The following is an 18,230-nucleotide window of genomic DNA, read 5'->3' on the forward strand; positions in this document are numbered from 1 at the left end:
CCCCCCCCGCCCCCGGGGCTTCTGCTCCTGCTCACCGTCTCCGCGTGCGGTCCCGGCGGCACCGGAGCGCCCGAGGCCGGGCCGCAGGCTTCCGCCTCGATGCCGCCGCCCGCGGCGCCCTCGACACCGGCCACCCCTTCCCCGGCCGGCGCCGCACCCGCGCAGCCACCACCACCCGCCGTCGCGCCTCCCGTCCTTGCAAGGTCGGAGCCGGTAACCCTGGCGATCCCGGCGATCGGCGTCCGGACCGATCTGCTGCATCTAGGCCTGCGGCCCAACGGTACGCTTGAGGTCCCGCAGGACACCGGCAACGGCGCCCCGGCCAGCTGGTACACCGGCTCCCCCACGCCCGGGGAACGCGGCCCCTCGGTGATGCTGGGCCATGTCAACGCGCTGGGCGGCCATTCGGGCGTCTTCAAGGATCTGCGCTCGCTGGCACCGGGTGCGGAGATCAGCGTTTCCCGCGCCGACGGCAGCACGGCGGTGTTCACAGTGGAGCGCGGCGCCCTCTACGGCAAGGACAGCTTTCCCACGTTCGAGGTCTACGGCAACACCGACGGAGCCGAACTGCGCCTCGTCACGTGCGACGGCTACGACCCCGCAACGGGGCTCTTCGACGACAACTACGTGGTCTACGCAAAGCTCAGAGCCTGACCAGAACCTACACCGCCGCCCAAATGGTGCGGCAAGGACGGACAAGCCATGAACCACCCTGCACCCCTGCTGGCTTCCCTGGCAGTGTCCTGCCTTCTCCTCTCCGGATGCGCCACGGCGTCGGGAGCAGCGGCGCCGCCTGCCTCCGGTGCGCCCGCTGCAACCCAATCCGGCCACGCCGGCGGCCACCACGCCTCCGTCGCCACCCGGCGGCCAAGCGTCGGACCCAGCGACGCTGCCGCGATGGTCTGCGGAGACCAACCCATGGACCGGCTTACGTCCATCCTTGACCTGAAGCAGGACCCGCACACCGCCAGCACCTGGGCGGACAGCACCTTTACCTGCGTCTACCACCTGGCGGAGGGCGCATTGGAGATATCCGTGAAAGAGGCTCCGGACCAGGCGTCCGCCCTGGAGTACTTCGAGGCGATGCAGGCGCTGGCGGCGGACGCCACACCCATTGAGGGGCTGGCGAACCTGGGCTTCCCCGCCTTTGAGACCGCGGGCGGATCTGCAGTGTTCCAGAAGGACAGCTTTGTCCTTGATGTTGACGCCTCAGGCCTTCCGGCAGCCATCGGCCCGGACGCCGTCACGCGGAACGCCCTGGCCTACCAGCTGTCCACCACCATTCTGGCCTGCTGGGTGGAGCACCACTAGCGCAGCTCAGACCACCTGGCGCCTGGCCGACGGCGATTCGCTTTCCACCGCGATGGCTTTGACCGCGTTGTCCAGGTACCTGCGCGCCTCGGCGGAGTTGGCTAGCTGCACCAGTTCGGCTGCGACCACCACCAGTTTGACGTTCCGGTGGCTGCTGGTGCTCACCAGCATCTTGAAAGCGTCGTCGGCGTCCATCTTCAGCTGGCCCATCAGGATCCCGCGGGCCTGGTCCACAACACTGCGGGTCTGTGTGGCACCGGCCACGGCGTCGCGGGCGGTCTTTTCCGTTTCGCGCTGGAGCGTGGAGGTCAGGTCCACCATCACACCTTCCAGCGCGATGACCTTGCCGTCCTCATCCACGATCCCTTCGCCCGAGGTCAGGACCCGCCGGGTGCGGCCCTTGGCATCAATGATCCGGTGATACATCGCGAAGTAGCCGCCGGTCTGCACCACCTGCGCAACGATTGCTTCGCACCGTGGCCGGTCCTCAGGATGCTTGTGCGAGTAGAGCAGCTCCAGGGTGGGAACCACATCACCGCGCCGGTAGCCATGCAGCTGGTACATCCCGTCCGACCACTGCAGCTTCCACCCCTCCACATCAGCGTGGTACGTCCCGGCGACACATTCGTTGTCCCCCAGAGCGCTGGAATAGGTATAGGGGCCGCTCAAATCAGTTGTCACAAGGCCACCTCCTCGTAGCACTTCAACGCATCCACGGCAGGCTGGCGCCGCCGCGGTCCTAGTACCAGTATCGCTAAACCGGACGGCGGAAGGTAGGGCGGGAAGCCCCCTTGACGGGACCGCCTCCGGCGCAGGCAGGGTATCCGACTCTTGACGCCCATACCCCCTGGGGGTATATTTCGAGGTGTTGTCAGTGAAGTGGTATGTCCCGGCGGCGCCCCCGCCTTCACAGCCGTTCAACCCCAGCACCCCTCCTGCAAGGAATAACCCTTCGTTCTGGATTGGAACTGACATGGACATCGAACACCGCACCGCCCTCCCCCTGGCTTCCTCCGGCTGCAGCTGCTGCTCCCCCGCCGGCGGCAGGCACAAGGCCCCTGCCGCCGTCGTCGTGCTGCCATCCCCGTCCAGTCCCCTGCGCGAATTCGCGGTGGAAGGCCTGACGTGCGGGCACTGCGTCAGCACGGTCGAGAAAGCGGTCGCCGCGCTCGACGGGGTCGAGTCCGCCGCAGTCGACCTGGTCCCGGGCGGCCGTTCCCGCCTGACCGTGGCAGGCGGCGCGTCCGATGCCGCCGTCCGCACAGCCGTTACCGCCGCCGGCTATTCGCTGGCCGCAGACTGACCAAGCGCCAGGAGCCACAGCCCCTGGCGCCCGAAGAGTTTGTCCTCCAGAGAGGAAGCGATGCAGGACCACACGCACCATGACCATCATCACGACGACGACGGCGGCCAGGCAGGCGGGACCCTCACCCACCCCGCAGCACAGGCAGCCCCTCCCGGCCACGCAGACGCCCCGCACATGCATACCGGACAACAAGGCCACGACGACGACCACACGGTCCACACCTCCGGCCAGCACGCCGGCCACAGCACCGCCATGTTCAAGAACCGGTTTTGGCTTACCCTGGCACTGTCCGTGCCGGTGGTGTACTTCAGCCCGATGGTGGGCCACATCCTGGGTTACATGGCACCCGCGTTTCCCGGCTCCGCCTGGATCCCGCCCGTCCTGGGCACCGTCATCTTCGCCTATGGCGGGCAGCCGTTCCTGAAGGGCGGGCTGCAGGAACTGAAGGACCGCCGGCCGGGCATGATGCTGCTTATCGCCATGGCCATCACCGTTGCGTTCGCGGCGTCGTGGGTCACCAGCCTGGGCCTGGGCGGGTTCGATCTCGACTTCTGGTGGGAGCTCGCGCTCCTGGTGGCCATCATGCTGCTCGGCCACTGGATCGAGATGCGAGCCCTGGGTTCGGCCCAGGGTGCGCTCGACGCGCTCGCGGCGCTCCTGCCCGATGAAGCCGAACGGGTCACCGGTGCAGGTATTGAAACAGTTCCTGTCTCCGAGCTCCGCCCGGACGACCTCGTCCTGGTGCGGCCCGGTGCGCGGATGCCCGCGGACGGAACCGTTGTGGACGGGCAGGCCGAGTTCGATGAAGCCATGATCACCGGCGAATCCAAAACTGTCCTGCGCGGACCCGGCGACGCCGTCGTGGCCGGAACGGTGGCCACGGACAACAGGGTCCGCGTCCGGATCACAGCGGTGGGCGACGACACGGCGCTCGCCGGGATCCAGCGCCTGGTGGCCGAAGCGCAGGCGTCGTCCTCCCGGGCCCAGGCCCTGGCCGACCGTGCCGCCGCCTTCCTCTTCTACTTTGCCGCCGGCGCCGGTGTGCTGACGTTCATTGCCTGGACCCTGATGGGCAGCGTTCCGGAGGCGGTCACCCGGACCGTCACCGTCCTGGTGATTGCTTGCCCGCACGCCCTGGGGCTGGCCATTCCCCTGGTCATCGCCATCTCCACCGAGCAGGCCGCCCGGGCCGGGGTGCTGATCAAGAACCGGATGGCCCTGGAACGCATGCGGACCGTTGACGTTGTCCTCTTCGACAAGACCGGCACGCTGACCACCGGCGAACCCGAGCTCAAGGACATCGCCGCCGCAGAGGGCGTGGACGCCGACCGGCTGCTTGCCCTGGCCGCCGCCGTCGAGTCCGACAGCGAACACCCCGTGGCGCGCGCCATCGTCCGTGCCGCCCGCGAACGGAACCTGGACCTGCCCCAGGCCGGCTCGTTCAGCTCCCTGACCGGGCGCGGCGTCCGGGCCAGCGTGGACGGACGCACGCTGCACGTGGGCGGGCCGGCGCTCCTGCGCGAGCTTGGCGCCGTCGAACCTCCCGCCGTGGCGGAGGTGACGCGCGGCTGGATGGAACGCGGCGCGGCAGTCCTGCACGTGCTCGACGGCGGCCAGGTCCTGGGAGCTGTGAGCCTGGAAGACGCGGTCAGGCCGGAGTCGCGGCAGGCCGTGGGGGCGCTGCAGAACCGTGGCGTCAAAGTTGCCATGGTCACCGGCGACGCCCGGCAGGTGGCGGAGGCGGTAGCGAAGGACCTTCGGATCGACGAGGTCTTCGCCGAGGTCCTGCCCGCGGACAAGGACAAGAAGGTGGCCGAACTCCAGGCCCGCGGGCTGAAGGTTGCCATGGTGGGCGACGGCGTCAACGATTCCCCGGCGCTGGCCCGCGCGGAAGTGGGGATCGCGATCGGCGCCGGAACGGACGTGGCCATGGAGTCGGCCGGCGTGGTGCTGGCCGGGAACGACCCGCGCGCCGTCCTGTCCATGGTGGACCTGTCCCGGGCCAGCTACCGCAAGATGTGGCAGAACCTGGTGTGGGCCACGGGCTACAACATCCTCTCGGTCCCGCTGGCCGCCGGCGTCCTGGCGTTCGCCGGGGTGGTCCTCTCACCCGCAGCCGGGGCCGTGCTGATGTCCGCGTCCACGATCGTGGTGGCCCTCAACGCCCAGCTGCTCCGGCGCCTGAAACTGAACCCGTCGGAGGTACGTTAGAAACACCGTGGCCGGATTGTCCGCCGGCCGCCACGCATCAACCCGCCGGAAGGAGGAGGCCATGACCGCACCAGCACGCGCCCTTGTGGTGTTCCGCCAGGCCGGGCTGCTCACTGCCCTGCTGGCCCTGGTGGCCGGAATCCTGGGCATGCACGTGATGACGGCGGACCACTCCGCCCACGGCGCCGGATCCGCGGGGCATGCGGTTGCGGCCGCCTCGGATGAGGGCCCGGCCGCTCCCGGGGAGCATGCGGCGCACCCGGCCGGGCACGCCGCCGTCGGCCACCTTTCGCACGGGACTTCCGGCGACGGGCACCTGGAGCCGGACAGCCATGCCGGGGCACCCGCACTGTTGACCGGTGCAGAGTCCTGCGGCGGGTCCTGCCCCGGCGCGGACGAGCAAGGCACTTCCTGTACTCCGTCCGCGCAGGCGGGATCGCTCACTGTGCTGCCACCCCGGACAGGCCTGGCCCTCCATCCGGCCCATGCCGCCGGCATCCAGCCTGGAACCGCCACCGCCCGGGTACCCTCCACGCCCACGCCCTGCGAACTGTCCATCAGTCGAACGTAAACCGCTGCACTGCTCCATGCCGGCAACGGCACAGACCTAAACGGCACAGGCCCGGCGCGCAGAAGCGTCCGCCGGGCACACAGTTCAGCTACTTTCCTAAGGACGTTCAACCATGACCATGAACATCAAGACCCTGTCCATCGCCGCCGCCCTCGCCGCCTCCCTGGGCCTGGCCGGCTGCGCCGCCGACTCCGGAAGCTCCGGCGGAAACACCATGCCCATGAACCACGGCAGCTCGTCCCCGATGCCGAGCATGATGCCTGACGCCGGCGCCGAGCATAACGAGGCCGACATCATGTTTTCCCAGATGATGATTCCGCACCACCAGCAGGCCGTGGAGATGAGCGACATCATCCTCGCCAAGCCGGACGTGCCCGCCGAAGTCACCGCACTGGCCACAAAGATCAAGGACGCCCAGGCTCCCGAAATCGAAACCATGACCGGGTGGCTTACCGGCTGGAATGTGCCCACCATGATGAGCGACCACTCCGGCCACGGCATGTCCGGCATGGTGGACGAAGCCGGAATCGACAAGCTCAACGCCGCAGGAGGAGCTGACGCGGCCCGGCTGTTCCTGGAGCAGATGATCGGCCACCACGAGGGCGCCGTTGACATGGCGCAGCAGGAGATCGGTGCGGGCAAGTACCCGGCCGCAGTCCAGCTGGCCCGGGACATCGTCACCGCCCAGGAGGCCGAGATCGCGGAGATGAAGCAACTGCTCACCACCATCTGACGCCCTTCCACTTCCTGCAACAAAACCGCCAACGCTCTCCCACCCCCACCGAGGGGTGGGAGAGCGTGCGGTGTGACGGCCGGCGCAGGGTGTGGCATGTTACGTTGAAAAGCACGGGCTGAACGGTCCGTCACCAGCTGGGAAAAGAGACACCTCCTTGGACACACCCGCGCCAGTACGAATCCTGACCGTCTGCACCGGCAACATCTGCCGGTCCCCGGTGGCCGAGCGGCTGCTGCAGGCGGGGCTGGACCAGGTGGTGCCCGGCGGGTTTGAGGTGTCCAGCGCCGGCACGCGGGCCCTCGTGGGCGAGCCAATGCAGCCCATCTCGGCCGACATCGTCCGCACGTTCGGCGGCGACCCGGAGGGGTTCGCCGCCCGCCAGCTGACGGCGAAGATCCTGCGCGGGGTGGACCTGGTGCTCACTATGACGTCCGGCCACCGCGGCGAGGTGCTGCAACTGGACGCCTCACTGCTGAAGCGCACCTTCACCATCCGCGAGTTCGCACGCATGCTCGATGTCCTGGACGAACGGGCCGCTTCCCCCCAAGGTGACGTCCCGCCGTCGGACGCGCCAGACGGCGGCGGCCACCTCGCCGCCAATGCGGCCTTCTGGCGCGGGCTGCCGGCGCGGGCCGCCGGGGTGCGGCACCTCTCCCTGCCGGCGGACGCCGCCGACAACGACATCGTGGACCCGTACCGCCGCGCCCCCGAGGTTTACCGGCAGATGGAGGACGAGATGGCCCCGGCCATCGTCTCGATCCTCCGGCACGCCCGCCTCAACTCCCCAGTACGCGGGGCCGCGTCGAATCCGTTGTAACGTTCCGGGGTCCTGTGGGATACCGCAGCATTGATGACAGTTTGGACACGCCTGTAGCCAGCGGAGGGCCGGCGGGCGGACACTGATCCCTACAGTCACGATGACGTGGAGGAACCATGAGTATCCCAGGCGGTTCTGACCCATCCGGAGCAACCGGGTCCGGGAAATCCGGCGCGCAGCCGCCAAGCCCGTCCGGGGCCGGGAGCATGGTGGCCCACGGCCGGCGCCGCTGGATCGCGGCGCTGCTGGCACTGGTTCTCCTGGCCGCCGGCGTCGTGGCAGTCATCAGCCTGAACCGGGCCGGAACGGAAGCGCAGCCTGCGGCGACGCAAAGCGAAACGCCCAGCCCCACGCCGTCGGGGACGCCCTCAGAGACGCCGACCGAAACAACCCCCTCAGCTCCCCCGCCCCCGCCGCCGCCTCCCCCCATCCCCGAACTTCCGGCGACCCCGATGAACGTCCTCGTCATCGGCAGCGACAGCCGTGCCAGTGCGCGCGAGGCTGCCGACCATACGGCCCGGACCGGCGAACCCATCGACCACAGGGCGGACACGCTGATGGTGGTCCACGTCCCGGCCGACCGGCACAGTCTCTACGTCATCTCGATCATGCGCGACCTCTGGGTGGACGTTCCCGGCCTGGGCGGCTCCAAGATCAACGCAGCGCTGCAGTATGGCGGGATCGACATGACCACCTCGGCGGTGCAATCGCTGCTGGGTATCACGATCGACCACACGCTGATGCTCGACTTCATCGGCTTCCGAAACCTCATTGACGGGCTGGGCGGCATTGACGTCAACGTGCCCACCGCCTTCCAGTCAACGTTCGACACCTTCCACGTCTTCTCCCAGGGCATCAACCACCTGGACGGCCAGGCCGCGCTCGAGTTCACCCGCGAACGGTACGGCTTCAGCGACGGCGACTTCCAGCGGGTCCAGAACCAGCGAATCATGCTCCGGGCCATCCTTGCCCGCCTCACCGCCGGCGGCGCGCTGATGGACGTCAACACGGTGCGGTCACTGGTTGATTTCGCAAGCTGCTGCCTTACAGTGGACCGCGGCTTCGACCCCGTCCAGGCCGCCATCCTGGCCTACAGCCTCCGGAACCTGGACGTTAACGCCATCGGCACCATGACGTTGCCCACCGCGGGAACCGGCATGGTGGCCGGACAGTCCGTGGTGTTCCCGGATTACGGCGGGATCGCCGCCGTAGGGGCTGCCCTGAGGGAAGGCCGGATCGCGGAGTTCGCAAGGCCGTAGGGGTTGCAGTGCCCTTTCCCTGCGCAATGAACCCGGGGTTCACCGCGCAGGGACTGCCCCGCCGCAATGAACTCCGGCCTCGCTGCGTCGGTGCGCCCGTGCTCCCGGGAAGCCACCCCGCTGTTCAGCCCCGCCTCACCGTGTGTTTACCCGCCGGCCAGAGTCCGGGTGCCCGGCGGCGGCAGCCTGAGGATATGACTGACATTTCCCGGATTTCCCGCCGCACCATCGTCAAGGGTTCGGTCCTTGCCGCCGCCCTGGCCTCCGTCCCGGGCGCCGCCAACGCCGCGCCAACAACATCTCCCGCCGGCGTCGCGCTGGTCCGGAACCGTCTGACGCTGCCCAGCGGCATCGCCACCGGGGACGTGACCTCGGATTCGGCGGTGCTGTGGTCCCGGTCCTCGGGTGCCGGTCGGATGACGGCGGTCCTGCGGGCAGTGGACGACGGCGGCGCGATCCTCCGCGGCCGCGGCGCCTTTGAGCGGGTCCTCCGCGGTCCCCGTGCTACCCAGGCGTCGGACTTCACCGCGAAGATCCACGCCGGCAACCTGCCCTCCAACACCAGGTTCGCGCTCGAGATCAGCTTCGAGGACGACGGCGGCGCGGCCGGTGAGACGGCCCGCGGCGCCTTCCGCACGGCCCCCGACGCCGGGACGTACAACGGCAAGGGCCGCACCGGTGACACCAGCAACGGCGGCGAGGTGCAGGCGTCGTCCGCGCAAAGCTTTGTGTGGACCGGCGACACCGCGGGCCAGGGCTGGGGCATCAACGAGGAGATCGGCGGGATGCGCGGCTACCGGGCCATGCACCAAACCCGGCCGGACTTCTTCATCCACTCCGGCGACACCGTGTACGCGGACGGGCCCATCCCTGAAACCGTGGTGGAGAAGGACGGGCAGGTGTGGCGGAACCTGGTCACCGAGGAGGTGTCCAAGGTGGCTGAGACACTCGACGAGTACCGCGGCCGGCACCGCTACAACCTGATGGACGCGAACATGCGGGCCATGTTCGCCGACGTTCCCGTGTTCGCCAACTGGGACGACCACGAGACCACCAACAACTGGTACCCGGGCGAAATCCTGGACGATCCCCGCTACACGGTCCGGGACGTGAACACGCTCGCCGCGCGCGGCCGGCAGGCGTGGCAGGAGTACATGCCGATCGCCGAGGGTGCCGCATCGTGGCGGCCGGGCACGTTCGACGACGGCGGCCAGTACCAGCCCGCGCGCATCTACCGGAAGATCTCCCGCGGCCCGCAGCTGGATGTCTTCTGCCTCGACATGCGCACGTTCAAGTCGCCCAACACGGACGGCAAGGAAGCGTACGCCACAAACATCCTGGGCCAGGAGCAGGTGGACTGGCTGATCCGGGAGGTGTCGGCGTCGAAGGCCACGTGGAAGGTGATCGCCGCGGACCTGCCGCTGGGCATCATCGTGCCCGACGGGGCCGTGAACCAGGAGAGCCTGGCCAACCGGGACCCGGGCGCTCCCCTGGGCCGGGAACTGGAGATCGCGGGCGTGCTGAGCGCGTTCAAGCGGAACCGGGTGAAAAACATCGTCTGGCTCACCGCCGACGTGCACTACTGCGCCGCGCACCACTACTCCCCCGAACGGGCCGCGTTCACCGACTTCGACCCGTTCTGGGAATTCGTGGCCGGGCCCATCGCTGCCGGCTCGTTCGGACCCAACGCAATGGACGGGACGTTCGGCCCTGAGGTGGTCTTCTCCAAGGCCGGCCGCTTTCCGGGCGAGTCCCCGCGTAACGGCGAAAACCAGTTCTTCGGGCACGTCCAGCTTGAAGACGGGTCCTTTACCGTCAGCCTGCGGAACGCCAACGGGGCAACGGTGTTCTCGAAGGTGCTGACGCCGGAGCGGTAGCCGCCGGGCGGACGACGGCGGCAGGCCGCCGTCGTCCGTTTATCCTTCCGGCCCTGTGGGTACGGCCGCAGGTAGTGTTCCTGATTTCGGCGCGGACGGGGTGAGCATTCATGAACGACGACGGACTGACGCAGGCGGTGCAGGAGGCCGGGGCGGTGGAGCTGCTGCTGATCCGGCACGGCGAGAGCGAAGGCAACGTTGCGGCCACCGAGGCCCGCCTGGCGGGGGCGGAAGTCATCGACGTGCCCGCCCGTGATGCCGATGTGACCCTTTCCGATACCGGGCGGGAACAGGCCAAGGCGCTGGGGACCGCTCTGGCCCGGGTCACCGAGGAGTTCCGTCCGGACGCGGTGGTGTCGTCCCCGTATGTCCGCGCACGGCAGACCGCCGAAATCGCGGTGGAAACTGCCGGCTGGCCGGTGAAAGTGCGCATGGATGAGCGGCTGCGGGACCGGGAACTGGGTATCCTCGACCGGCTGACCAGGTTGGGAGTGGAAACCCGTTATCCCGTGGAAGCCGAGCGGCGGTCCTGGCAGGGCAAGCTGTACTACCGGCCGCCGGGCGGGGAGTCCTGGGCTGATGTGGCGCTCCGGCTCCGGTCGTTGCTGGACGAACTCAACAACCTGGGCTCGGGGCACCGCGTGATGCTGGTTTGCCACGATGCCGTGATCATGCTGTTCCGGTACGTCCTGGAGGGCATGTCCGAGCAGGAACTGCTGGACCTCGCCGCCAGCGAGGCCGTGCTGAATGCGTCCATGACCCGGTACGTCCGTCCTTCCGGTGTTGGGCCATGGACGCTGGAGAGCTTCAACGTGGCGGACCACCTGGCCGAGCAGGGCGTCGAGGTGACCGAGCATGCCGGGGATGCCAGTGTCCACCCGCGCTGATGCCGCCAACCCGGTCCTGGTGACGCCGTCGCTGCTGCGCGACTGGCCGTTGCCGGCACCCGGCGAGGACAAGTATTCCCGCGGATCGGTGCTGGTGGTCGGCGGGGCACGGGCGACGCCCGGTGCCGCCCTGCTGGCAGGGGCCGCCGCGCTCCGGGCGGGCGCAGGGAAGCTCACCCTTGCCGTGGCCGAGTCGGTGGCGGTGCAGGCGGGGGTTGCGCTGCCCGAATGCGGAGCGATCGGCCTGCCCGAAAACACCACCGGGTCCGTGACCGCCGAGGGGCTGGACCGGATCTCGTCCTACCTGGACCGGGGGGACGCCATCCTGGTGGGCCCCGGCCTCGACGATCCCGATCTGGCGGAGGAACTCCTGCGGGCCCTGCTGGAGCGGGAGGAACCCGCAGGCGCGCGTGACGGCGAAGGCGGGGGCGCCGTCGTGCTGGATGCGTATGCGCTGGGCGGCCTGGTGAAGCTGGAAGACAAGCTGGAGCCGTGGCGCGGCCGGCTGATCCTGACCCCGAATCCGACGGAGGCGGCCGTCCTGCTGGGCCGGGATATCGGTGACCTCGAAGCCGATGTGGCCGCCATCGCCAAACAGTTCGACGCCGTGGTGAGTTGCCAGGGCCTGGTCGCACAGCCGCCCGGCGCCCCGGATGAACCGGCGCTGTGGAAGATCACCACCGGGTATGGCGGACTGGGGACCTCCGGGAGCGGGGACGTGCTGGCCGGCGCCATCGCGGGCCTTCGGGCGCGCGGCACCACCGGGTCACAGGCTGCCTGCTGGGGGACGCATCTTCATGCGGCGGCCGCCGACCGTCTCGCCAGCAGGCTGGGTCCGCTGGGGTTCCTGGCGCGCGAACTCGCCGACGAACTGCCCGCGCTGATGCTGGAACTGAACACCTAGTCCAACGCGGGCAAAGGGATGGCCCCCTGCTTGGAAGCTCGGGGGCCATCAATCGGAGGGGATCACTCGCAACTGCCGATGCGCTACCGGCGCTGTGGCGTTCCTTAAAGGCAAACCGCCCAAAACTGGCAGATACAACGCGTTCGGATCCTCCCGGTAACCCTTTTCTACACCCCGGTGGCGCCCCGGACAAGGGATCCCCGCGGGTAACATAGACGGCCCCCGGCCGAAGCCGGGGGCCGCCGCATCGGGACATTCAGGTGTTGCTGCCGGTGCGCTGTCTGGCGCGGTGGCGTGCACTCATGGCAATCCGCCCAAAAAGGCAGTCATCATCGGTACCCGACATCCCGATCCTGCAGGGGACCTAGGCTGCGATCTCTTGCTTTGCCCCCTTCGTTTCAATCTCGATCTTGCGTGGCTTGGCCTTTTCGGCGACCGGGATCCGCAGCGTCAGGACACCGGCGTCGTACGTGGCTTTCACGTTGTCGACGTCGAGGGTGTCCCCGAGGATCAGCTGGCGGCTGAAGACGCCGCGCGGCCGCTCGGAGGCAATCAGTTCGGTGTCCTTGCCCGTGACGTCGGGACGCTCGGCCCGGACCGTCAGGACATTCCGTTCCACATCCAGGTCCACTGAATCCACTGCGACGCCGGGCAGGTCAAAAGCGACGACAAATTCCTGGCCTTCCCGCCAGGCATCCATTGGCATCGCTGCCGGACGCGCTGACGTGCCGAGGACCTGCTGGGCCAGCCTGTCCAGCTCGCGGAACGGATCGGTGCGCATCAACATGGCTTCCCTCCTTGTAAGGAATGGTCCAACACTGTTCCTGGTCTCAGCCGATCTGTATTGGCTGATATAGATTTTTTAGCACCGTGGACGGAGATCTGCAAGCGGTCCGGCAGGGAATTTTTGGATGTTTTCTGGGGCGTTTCCGGGCAGCGAAAAGGGGCCCTTCGCGGGATGCAAAGGGCCCCTCCGGCAGTGTTTGTGTCAGCTTCTGGTGGGATCCGGGCGGAGCGGCGCCGGCCCGGGGTCGGGCACGGGCAGCGGGCCGGGTGCCGGCGGTGCCGGGAATGGATTGGGCGCCGGATGGCCGGGCTGCGGCTGCGTGGGGTCCGTTGGTGTGGGCTCCGGACCCGGTTCCGGCGGAAACGGCTCGGGTTCGTGCACTGGCGGGATGGTCATGAACTTCCCCTCTCACGCTGGGCGGATGTGCCTTGCGGTGAACACAATACGCCTGCGGCGTGGGAGCCACTAGGGCTTCCCCGGTAGCGAACGGCCCCGGGAATTGTCCCACGCGGTGGCTATATTGAATCCATGACCTCCACTCCGCTGCAGGATCCCGCCAGCCCCTCCGCGTCCGCCGCCCCGCCGGTGGCCAAGCGGGTCCCCCTTGAACGGACGCACCACGGGCACACGTTCGTGGACAACTACGAGTGGCTGCGGGACAAGGAATCCGCCGAGGTGGTGGCGCACCTGAAGGCCGAAAATGCCTACCAGGAGGCGGTCACCGCCCACCAGGAACCGCTGCGCGAGGCCATCTTCCAGGAGATCAAGGGCCGCACCCAGGAGACCGACCTTTCCGTCCCGCACCGCAAGGACGGCTGGTGGTACTACAGCCGCTCGGTGGAGGGCAAGGAGTACGGCATCCAGTGCCGGGTGAAGGCCGCCGACACCGACGACAAAATCGCCGACTGGACGCCGCCCGCCGTCGAGCCGGGCGTCGACGTGCCCGGTGAGCAGATCCTGCTGGACGGCAACGTCGAGGCGGAAGGGCAGCCGTTCTTCTCCATCGGCGGCACCGCCGTGACCGTGGATGGCAACCTTTACGCCTACGCCGTGGACAACTCCGGCGACGAACGGTTCACCCTCCGGATCAAGGACCTCCGCACCGGCGAACCGCTCCCGGACGTCATCGAGAACGTCTTCTACGGCGTCTCCTTCTCCCCCGACGGCACCCGCATCTTCTACACGGTCGTGGACGACTCCTGGCGCCCCTACCAGGTGAAGGCGCACGTCCTGGGCACCCCCGTCACGGACGACACTGTCATCTACCAAGAGGACGACGCCGCCATGTGGCTCGGCTTCGAACTCTCCGCCGACCGCCGGCACCTGGTCCTGGGCATCGGCTGCTCCGAGTACAGCGAAACCCGGCTGCTGCGCTTCGACGACCCCGGGCAGGCGGTCACCACCGTCATTTCCCGCAACGAGCGTGTGCTGTACGAGGCCGAGCCGTTCCTCCTCGCCGGGCCGGACGGGCAGAGGCAGGAGAAGCTCCTCATCACCCACAACCGCGGCGCCGTCAACTCCATGGTGTCCCTGGCGGACCCGGCCGAGCTGCAGAAGCCGCTCTCCGAGCAGCGGTGGCAGACCGTCGTCGAGCATTCCGACGACGTCCGCGTCAACGGCGCCGGCGTCACGTCCACGCACCTGATCGTCTCCATCCGCAAGGACACCATTGAACGCGTTCAGGTGACGGGCCTCGCCGGGCTCGGCACACCGGCGCAGCAGGCACCCGTGGAACCGGCCTTCGACGAGGAGCTCTACACCGCCGGTGTGGGCGGGTCCGACTACGACGCCCCCGTGATCCGGCTCGGCTACACCTCCTACTTCACCCCGTCCCGGGTCTACGACTTCGTGCTGCCCACTGCTGGGCGGCCCGCCGGCGAACTGCTGCTCCGCAAGGAAAGCCCCGTCCTGGGCGGCTACGACGGCAGCGATTACGTCGCCACCCGGGAATGGGCGACGGCGGCGGATGGCACCCGCATCCCACTGTCCGTCCTGCGGCACAAGAGCATCAAGCAGGACTCGACGGCGGCCGGCCTGGTCTACGGATACGGTTCCTACGAGATGAGCATGGACCCCGGTTTTGGCATCGCCCGGCTGTCCCTGCTGGACCGCGGCGTGGTGTTCGTTATCGCCCATATCCGCGGCGGCGGTGAGCTGGGCCGGCACTGGTACGAGGACGGCAAGAAGCTCACCAAGAAGAACACCTTCACCGACTTCATCGCCGCCACCGACTGGCTGGCCGGCTCCGGCTGGGTGGACCCTTCCCGGATCGCCGCCTTGGGCGGGTCCGCCGGAGGCCTGCTGATGGGCGCCGTGGCGAACATGGCCCCGGAAAAGTACGCGGCCATCGTGGCGCAGGTCCCGTTCGTGGACCCGCTCACCAGCATCCTGGACCCGGAACTGCCGCTGTCCGCGCTGGAGTGGGAGGAATGGGGCAACCCGATCACGGACCCCCAGGCCTACGCCTACATGAAGTCCTACTCCCCTTACGAGAATGTCCGGGAGGTCGCCTACCCGAAGATCGCGGCGGTCACGTCCTTCAACGACACCCGCGTCCTGTACGTGGAGCCGGCCAAGTGGGTGCAGGAACTCCGGAACAAGACCACCGGCTCCGAGCCGATCGTCATGAAGATCGAGATGGACGGCGGGCACGGCGGCGCCTCCGGCCGGTACGTGCAGTGGCGTGAACGCGCCTGGGACTACGCGTTCATCGCCGATGCCCTGGGCGCCACAGACCTGCTGCCAGGAGCCGGCCTGAAGTAGCACACCCGCGCCAGGAAGCATACGGCGGCGGCGCGTCCCGCCGTCGTACGCCCCGCTACCTTCGAAAGCTCATCATGCTTACTATTGTCTGGCACCAACTCCGCGCCGCCGGGCACCCTGCCCGCAGCAACCCCAGCTAGGAGAAGACATGGCACTGAGCAAGGGAACGTCAGTGGAGTGGAACACTTCGCAGGGCAAAACGCACGGCAAGATCGTGGAAAAGAAGACCAGCGACTTTGAGCTGGACGGGCACACCCACCGGGCCAGCGAGGACGAGCCGCAGTACGTGGTGGAGTCCGCCAAAACAGGTGCCCGGGCGGCGCACAAGGCGTCGGCGCTGACTGAGAAGAAGTAGCGCAATGGCAGGCCAGCACGAGGTGGTGGTCATCGGCGGCGGCAACGCCGGTGTTTCCCTTGCGGCCCGGCTGGAGCGCTACGGCGTCAAGGATGTGGCCCTGATCGAGCCCAAGGACCACCACCTGTACCAGCCGCTGTTCTCGCACATCGCGGGCGGCCGGGCGTCGGCGAAGGAAGCCGTGCGCTCCCAGGAATCGGTGATCCCCAAAGGTGTCACGTGGATCCGGGACAGGGCCGTGGACGTCGATGCCAACACCAATACCGTCACCCTCGGGTCCGGGTCCACGGTCGCCTACGGGCAGTTGGTCGTGTGTCCAGGGCTGCAGTACGACTGGGACGCGGTGCCGGGACTGGCGGAGGCTGCGCACTCCCCCCACGGCGCCTCGCACTACGAGTTTGAACTGGCACCGAAGGCCTGGACCCTGCTCAGTGGATTAACGTCCGGGACGGCGGTGTTCACCATGCCGGCGGGGCCGATCAAGTGCGGCGGGGCAAGCCAGAAGCCCATGTACCTGGCCTGCGACTACTGGCGGGAACAAGGCGTCCTAGACAAAATCCGGGTGGTGATGGTCCAGCCCTACCCCACCGTGTTCGGCGTCCCCGAGGTGGACCGGGAACTGGACCGCAAGATCGCCGAATACGGCATCGAGCTGTGGACCGACAGCGAGCTGGTGTCCGTGGACGCCGGGCGGCAGACGGCCACCATCCGGAACGTTGAAACCGGTGTTGAGGACCAGCTGCGCTATGACGTCCTCAACGGGGTTCCGCCGCAGTCCGCACCCGACTGGCTGAAGGCCACGGACCTGCCGGCCGCCGGGGACAAGGGCGGGTTCGTGGAAGTGGACCGGCAGACCCTGCGGCACCTCCGCTACCCCAACGTGTGGTCGCTGGGTGATGCCGCCGCCACCACCAATTCAAAGGCCGGCGGGGCCCTGCGGAAGCAGACCAAAGTCCTCGCCAGGAACCTGGTTGCCGTGCGGAAGGGCAAGCCGCTGCCGGCGAAGTACAACGGCTACTCGGTGTGCCCGTTCACCGTTTCACGGGACACGGTGGTGTTCGCGGAATTCGATGACCGGTACCGGCCCATGCCCACCATCCCGCGGGTGCCGACGTGGAACGAAAGCAGGCTGTCCTGGGTGGTGGACCGGGACCTGTTCCCGCGGCTCTACTGGAACCTGATCCTCAAAGGCCGGCTGTAGGCGGCGCCGCCGCTAGCCACCAACGACGGCGGCGGTCGCCTCGGCGATCGCACGCTCCTCGTCCGTGGGCACCACCAGGACGGGGATGGCGGACTGCGGCGTGGAAATCACCCGCGGTTCCTTTGACCGCTCAGTGTTCAGGCCGCCGTCGAGCTCGATGCCCAGGGCCCCCAGCCGGTCCGCCACCAGGGCGCGGAACTGGTGGGAGTTCTCCCCGATTCCGGCCGTGAACACCAGCGCCTTCGCCCCGCCGACGGCCACGTGGTACCCGCCGATGTACTTGGCCAGCCGGTACGACGTCACGGCCAGCGCCATGGTGGCCTTCGCGTTTCCGGACTCGGAGGCTTCCACCACGGAGCGCATGTCGTTGTTCCCGGCCAGGCCCTTCAGGCCGGATTCACGGTTCAGCATGGTGTCGATGTCCTCCGGCGTCCAGCCGGCGCGGCCCAGGAACACCAGGATGGAGGGGTCGAGGTCGCCGGAGCGCGTGCCCATCACCAGGCCTTCCAGCGGGGTGAAGCCCATGGAGGTGTCCAAGGAGCGTCCGCCCTGGATGGCCGTGACGGAGGCGCCGTTGCCCAGGTGGGCGATGACGCCGTCGAACTCCTCCACGGGAACGTCCAGCAGCGCGGCGGCCCGGCGTGTGACGTACTCGTGCGAGGTGCCGTGGAATCCGTACCGGCGGATGCCGTGGTTGGTGTAGAGCTCGTCGGGGACGGCGTAGCGCCAGGCGTGTTCGGGGAGGGTGCGGTGGAACGCGGTGTCGAACACGGCCACCTGCGGCATGTCCGGCCACTTCCTGGTGATGGCACGGATGCCCAGGACGTTGGCCGGGTTGTGCAGCGGGGCGAGCGGGTTGAGCCGCTCGATGGCGCGGGTGATTTCATTGTCGATCAGCACGGGCTCGGCGAACCGTTCCCCGCCGTGGACCACGCGGTGCCCCACTGCTCCCAGCTGCAGGTCGCCCAGCTCCCGGTGGATGGCGGCGTCGACCTGCTCCAGCGCCTCGGCATGGTCCCGCGGGCCCACGATCTCACCGTCGCCGTCGCCCCCGTTGCCCTGCCCGATCTTCTCGATAAGCCCTTCGGTCAGGACAGTTCCGGCCGCGACGTCACGGACCTGGTACTTGAGCGAGGACGAGCCGGAGTTGATGACGAGCACGAGCACGGGGGCCTCCTGGGGCTTGCTTCTGCGGTTCAACCCCACCCTATATGCGTGGGCACGCGGCGTTGATTCCTTGCGGAT

Annotated in this window: 17 protein-coding genes; 14 read left to right on the forward strand and 3 right to left on the reverse strand. The window is 68.4% G+C overall.

Going from position 1 to position 18,230, the window contains the following annotated elements; translation table 11 throughout:
- Nucleotides 1–27 precede the first annotated feature (27 nt).
- Both ACYQ1Z_RS02660 and ACYQ1Z_RS02665 read left to right on the forward strand, forming a co-directional pair.
- A complete protein-coding gene (locus ACYQ1Z_RS02660) occupies nucleotides 28–654 on the forward strand; it encodes a sortase domain-containing protein (protein WP_459790982.1) in 627 nt (208 codons plus the stop codon).
- A gap of 48 nt (nucleotides 655–702) precedes the next feature.
- Entirely contained in the window at nucleotides 703–1,311 is a 609-nt protein-coding gene (locus ACYQ1Z_RS02665; protein WP_459790891.1) for a hypothetical protein, read from the forward strand.
- 6 nt (nucleotides 1,312–1,317) lie between these two features.
- Here the strand turns inward: ACYQ1Z_RS02665 and ACYQ1Z_RS02670 are convergent, their stop codons facing one another.
- The gene (locus tag ACYQ1Z_RS02670) at nucleotides 1,318–1,992 is read right to left on the reverse strand and encodes a PAS and ANTAR domain-containing protein (protein ID WP_459790892.1); all 675 of its coding nucleotides are present in this window, start codon (nucleotides 1,990–1,992) and stop codon (nucleotides 1,318–1,320) included.
- A 292-nt stretch (nucleotides 1,993–2,284) separates the two neighbouring features.
- Between ACYQ1Z_RS02670 and ACYQ1Z_RS02675 the strand changes: the two genes are divergently transcribed.
- The 9 genes from ACYQ1Z_RS02675 to ACYQ1Z_RS02715 all read left to right on the forward strand — a co-directional run bounded on the left by ACYQ1Z_RS02675 (nucleotide 2,285) and on the right by ACYQ1Z_RS02715 (nucleotide 11,879).
- Nucleotides 2,285–2,614, forward strand: coding sequence for a cation transporter (locus ACYQ1Z_RS02675; RefSeq protein ID WP_459790894.1), 330 nt, complete (start codon nucleotides 2,285–2,287; stop codon nucleotides 2,612–2,614).
- A gap of 60 nt (nucleotides 2,615–2,674) precedes the next feature.
- Nucleotides 2,675–4,828, forward strand: coding sequence for a heavy metal translocating P-type ATPase (locus ACYQ1Z_RS02680; protein ID WP_459790895.1), 2,154 nt, complete (start codon nucleotides 2,675–2,677; stop codon nucleotides 4,826–4,828).
- Between the two features lie 61 nt (nucleotides 4,829–4,889).
- On the forward strand, nucleotides 4,890–5,399 hold the full coding sequence (locus tag ACYQ1Z_RS02685; protein WP_459790896.1) for a hypothetical protein: 510 nt from the start codon (nucleotides 4,890–4,892) through the stop codon (nucleotides 5,397–5,399).
- Nucleotides 5,400–5,511: 112 nt separating this feature from the next.
- Entirely contained in the window at nucleotides 5,512–6,132 is a 621-nt protein-coding gene (locus ACYQ1Z_RS02690; RefSeq protein ID WP_459790897.1) for a DUF305 domain-containing protein, read from the forward strand.
- A gap of 157 nt (nucleotides 6,133–6,289) precedes the next feature.
- On the forward strand, nucleotides 6,290–6,952 hold the full coding sequence (locus tag ACYQ1Z_RS02695; RefSeq protein WP_459790899.1) for an arsenate reductase/protein-tyrosine-phosphatase family protein: 663 nt from the start codon (nucleotides 6,290–6,292) through the stop codon (nucleotides 6,950–6,952).
- 116 nt (nucleotides 6,953–7,068) lie between these two features.
- Nucleotides 7,069–8,211 carry an LCP family protein gene (locus ACYQ1Z_RS02700; protein WP_459790900.1) on the forward strand — a complete coding sequence of 381 codons (1,143 nt, stop codon included), beginning with the start codon at nucleotides 7,069–7,071 and terminating at the stop codon, nucleotides 8,209–8,211.
- Between the two features lie 194 nt (nucleotides 8,212–8,405).
- The gene (locus ACYQ1Z_RS02705; RefSeq protein WP_459790902.1) at nucleotides 8,406–10,088 is read left to right on the forward strand and encodes an alkaline phosphatase D family protein; all 1,683 of its coding nucleotides are present in this window, start codon (nucleotides 8,406–8,408) and stop codon (nucleotides 10,086–10,088) included.
- 110 nt (nucleotides 10,089–10,198) lie between these two features.
- Nucleotides 10,199–10,975, forward strand: a complete 777-nt coding sequence (locus ACYQ1Z_RS02710) for a histidine phosphatase family protein (protein WP_459790904.1) — start codon at nucleotides 10,199–10,201, stop codon at nucleotides 10,973–10,975.
- Nucleotides 10,953–11,879, forward strand: coding sequence for an NAD(P)H-hydrate dehydratase (locus tag ACYQ1Z_RS02715; protein ID WP_459790905.1), 927 nt, complete (start codon nucleotides 10,953–10,955; stop codon nucleotides 11,877–11,879). The genes ACYQ1Z_RS02710 and ACYQ1Z_RS02715 overlap by 23 nt, the downstream gene beginning before the upstream one ends.
- A gap of 364 nt (nucleotides 11,880–12,243) precedes the next feature.
- On the opposite strand, the gene ACYQ1Z_RS02720 is transcribed toward ACYQ1Z_RS02715, so the two are convergent.
- Complete coding sequence (locus ACYQ1Z_RS02720) at nucleotides 12,244–12,666, reverse strand: Hsp20/alpha crystallin family protein (RefSeq protein WP_459790906.1); 423 nt, start codon at nucleotides 12,664–12,666, stop codon at nucleotides 12,244–12,246.
- 528 nt (nucleotides 12,667–13,194) lie between these two features.
- On the opposite strand from ACYQ1Z_RS02720, the gene ACYQ1Z_RS02725 reads away from it, so the two are divergent.
- The 3 genes from ACYQ1Z_RS02725 to ACYQ1Z_RS02735 all read left to right on the forward strand — a co-directional run bounded on the left by ACYQ1Z_RS02725 (nucleotide 13,195) and on the right by ACYQ1Z_RS02735 (nucleotide 16,985).
- Complete coding sequence (locus tag ACYQ1Z_RS02725; protein WP_459790908.1) at nucleotides 13,195–15,429, forward strand: S9 family peptidase; 2,235 nt, start codon at nucleotides 13,195–13,197, stop codon at nucleotides 15,427–15,429.
- A gap of 148 nt (nucleotides 15,430–15,577) precedes the next feature.
- A complete protein-coding gene (locus ACYQ1Z_RS02730; RefSeq protein WP_459790909.1) occupies nucleotides 15,578–15,784 on the forward strand; it encodes a hypervirulence associated TUDOR domain-containing protein in 207 nt (68 codons plus the stop codon).
- Between the two features lie 4 nt (nucleotides 15,785–15,788).
- Nucleotides 15,789–16,985 (forward strand): NAD(P)/FAD-dependent oxidoreductase, encoded by a 1,197-nt coding sequence (locus tag ACYQ1Z_RS02735; RefSeq protein WP_459790910.1) that lies wholly within the window; start codon nucleotides 15,789–15,791, stop codon nucleotides 16,983–16,985.
- Between the two features lie 12 nt (nucleotides 16,986–16,997).
- Here the strand turns inward: ACYQ1Z_RS02735 and ACYQ1Z_RS02740 are convergent, their stop codons facing one another.
- Nucleotides 16,998–18,152, reverse strand: coding sequence for an acetate kinase (locus ACYQ1Z_RS02740; RefSeq protein ID WP_459790911.1), 1,155 nt, complete (start codon nucleotides 18,150–18,152; stop codon nucleotides 16,998–17,000).
- Between the last annotated feature and the right edge of the window lie 78 nt (nucleotides 18,153–18,230).

It is taken from the genome of Arthrobacter sp. AD-310, from assembly GCF_054656615.1.

Excerpts from the sequence above, each read along its gene's own strand:
- ACYQ1Z_RS02715 (WP_459790905.1), top strand. The coding sequence starts at position 10,953 with ATGCCAGTGTCCACCCGCGCTGATGCCGCCAACCCGGTCCTGGTGACG.
- ACYQ1Z_RS02685 (WP_459790896.1), top strand. The coding sequence starts at position 4,890 with ATGACCGCACCAGCACGCGCCCTTGTGGTGTTCCGCCAGGCCGGGCTG.
- ACYQ1Z_RS02690 (WP_459790897.1), top strand. The coding sequence starts at position 5,512 with ATGACCATGAACATCAAGACCCTGTCCATCGCCGCCGCCCTCGCCGCC.
- ACYQ1Z_RS02710 (WP_459790904.1), top strand. The coding sequence starts at position 10,199 with ATGAACGACGACGGACTGACGCAGGCGGTGCAGGAGGCCGGGGCGGTG.
- ACYQ1Z_RS02720 (WP_459790906.1), bottom strand. The coding sequence starts at position 12,666 with ATGTTGATGCGCACCGATCCGTTCCGCGAGCTGGACAGGCTGGCCCAG.
- ACYQ1Z_RS02725 (WP_459790908.1), top strand. The coding sequence starts at position 13,195 with ATGACCTCCACTCCGCTGCAGGATCCCGCCAGCCCCTCCGCGTCCGCC.
- ACYQ1Z_RS02675 (WP_459790894.1), top strand. The coding sequence starts at position 2,285 with ATGGACATCGAACACCGCACCGCCCTCCCCCTGGCTTCCTCCGGCTGC.
- ACYQ1Z_RS02735 (WP_459790910.1), top strand. The coding sequence starts at position 15,789 with ATGGCAGGCCAGCACGAGGTGGTGGTCATCGGCGGCGGCAACGCCGGT.
- ACYQ1Z_RS02705 (WP_459790902.1), top strand. The coding sequence starts at position 8,406 with ATGACTGACATTTCCCGGATTTCCCGCCGCACCATCGTCAAGGGTTCG.
- ACYQ1Z_RS02730 (WP_459790909.1), top strand. The coding sequence starts at position 15,578 with ATGGCACTGAGCAAGGGAACGTCAGTGGAGTGGAACACTTCGCAGGGC.
- ACYQ1Z_RS02700 (WP_459790900.1), top strand. The coding sequence starts at position 7,069 with ATGAGTATCCCAGGCGGTTCTGACCCATCCGGAGCAACCGGGTCCGGG.
- ACYQ1Z_RS02680 (WP_459790895.1), top strand. The coding sequence starts at position 2,675 with ATGCAGGACCACACGCACCATGACCATCATCACGACGACGACGGCGGC.
- ACYQ1Z_RS02665 (WP_459790891.1), top strand. The coding sequence starts at position 703 with ATGAACCACCCTGCACCCCTGCTGGCTTCCCTGGCAGTGTCCTGCCTT.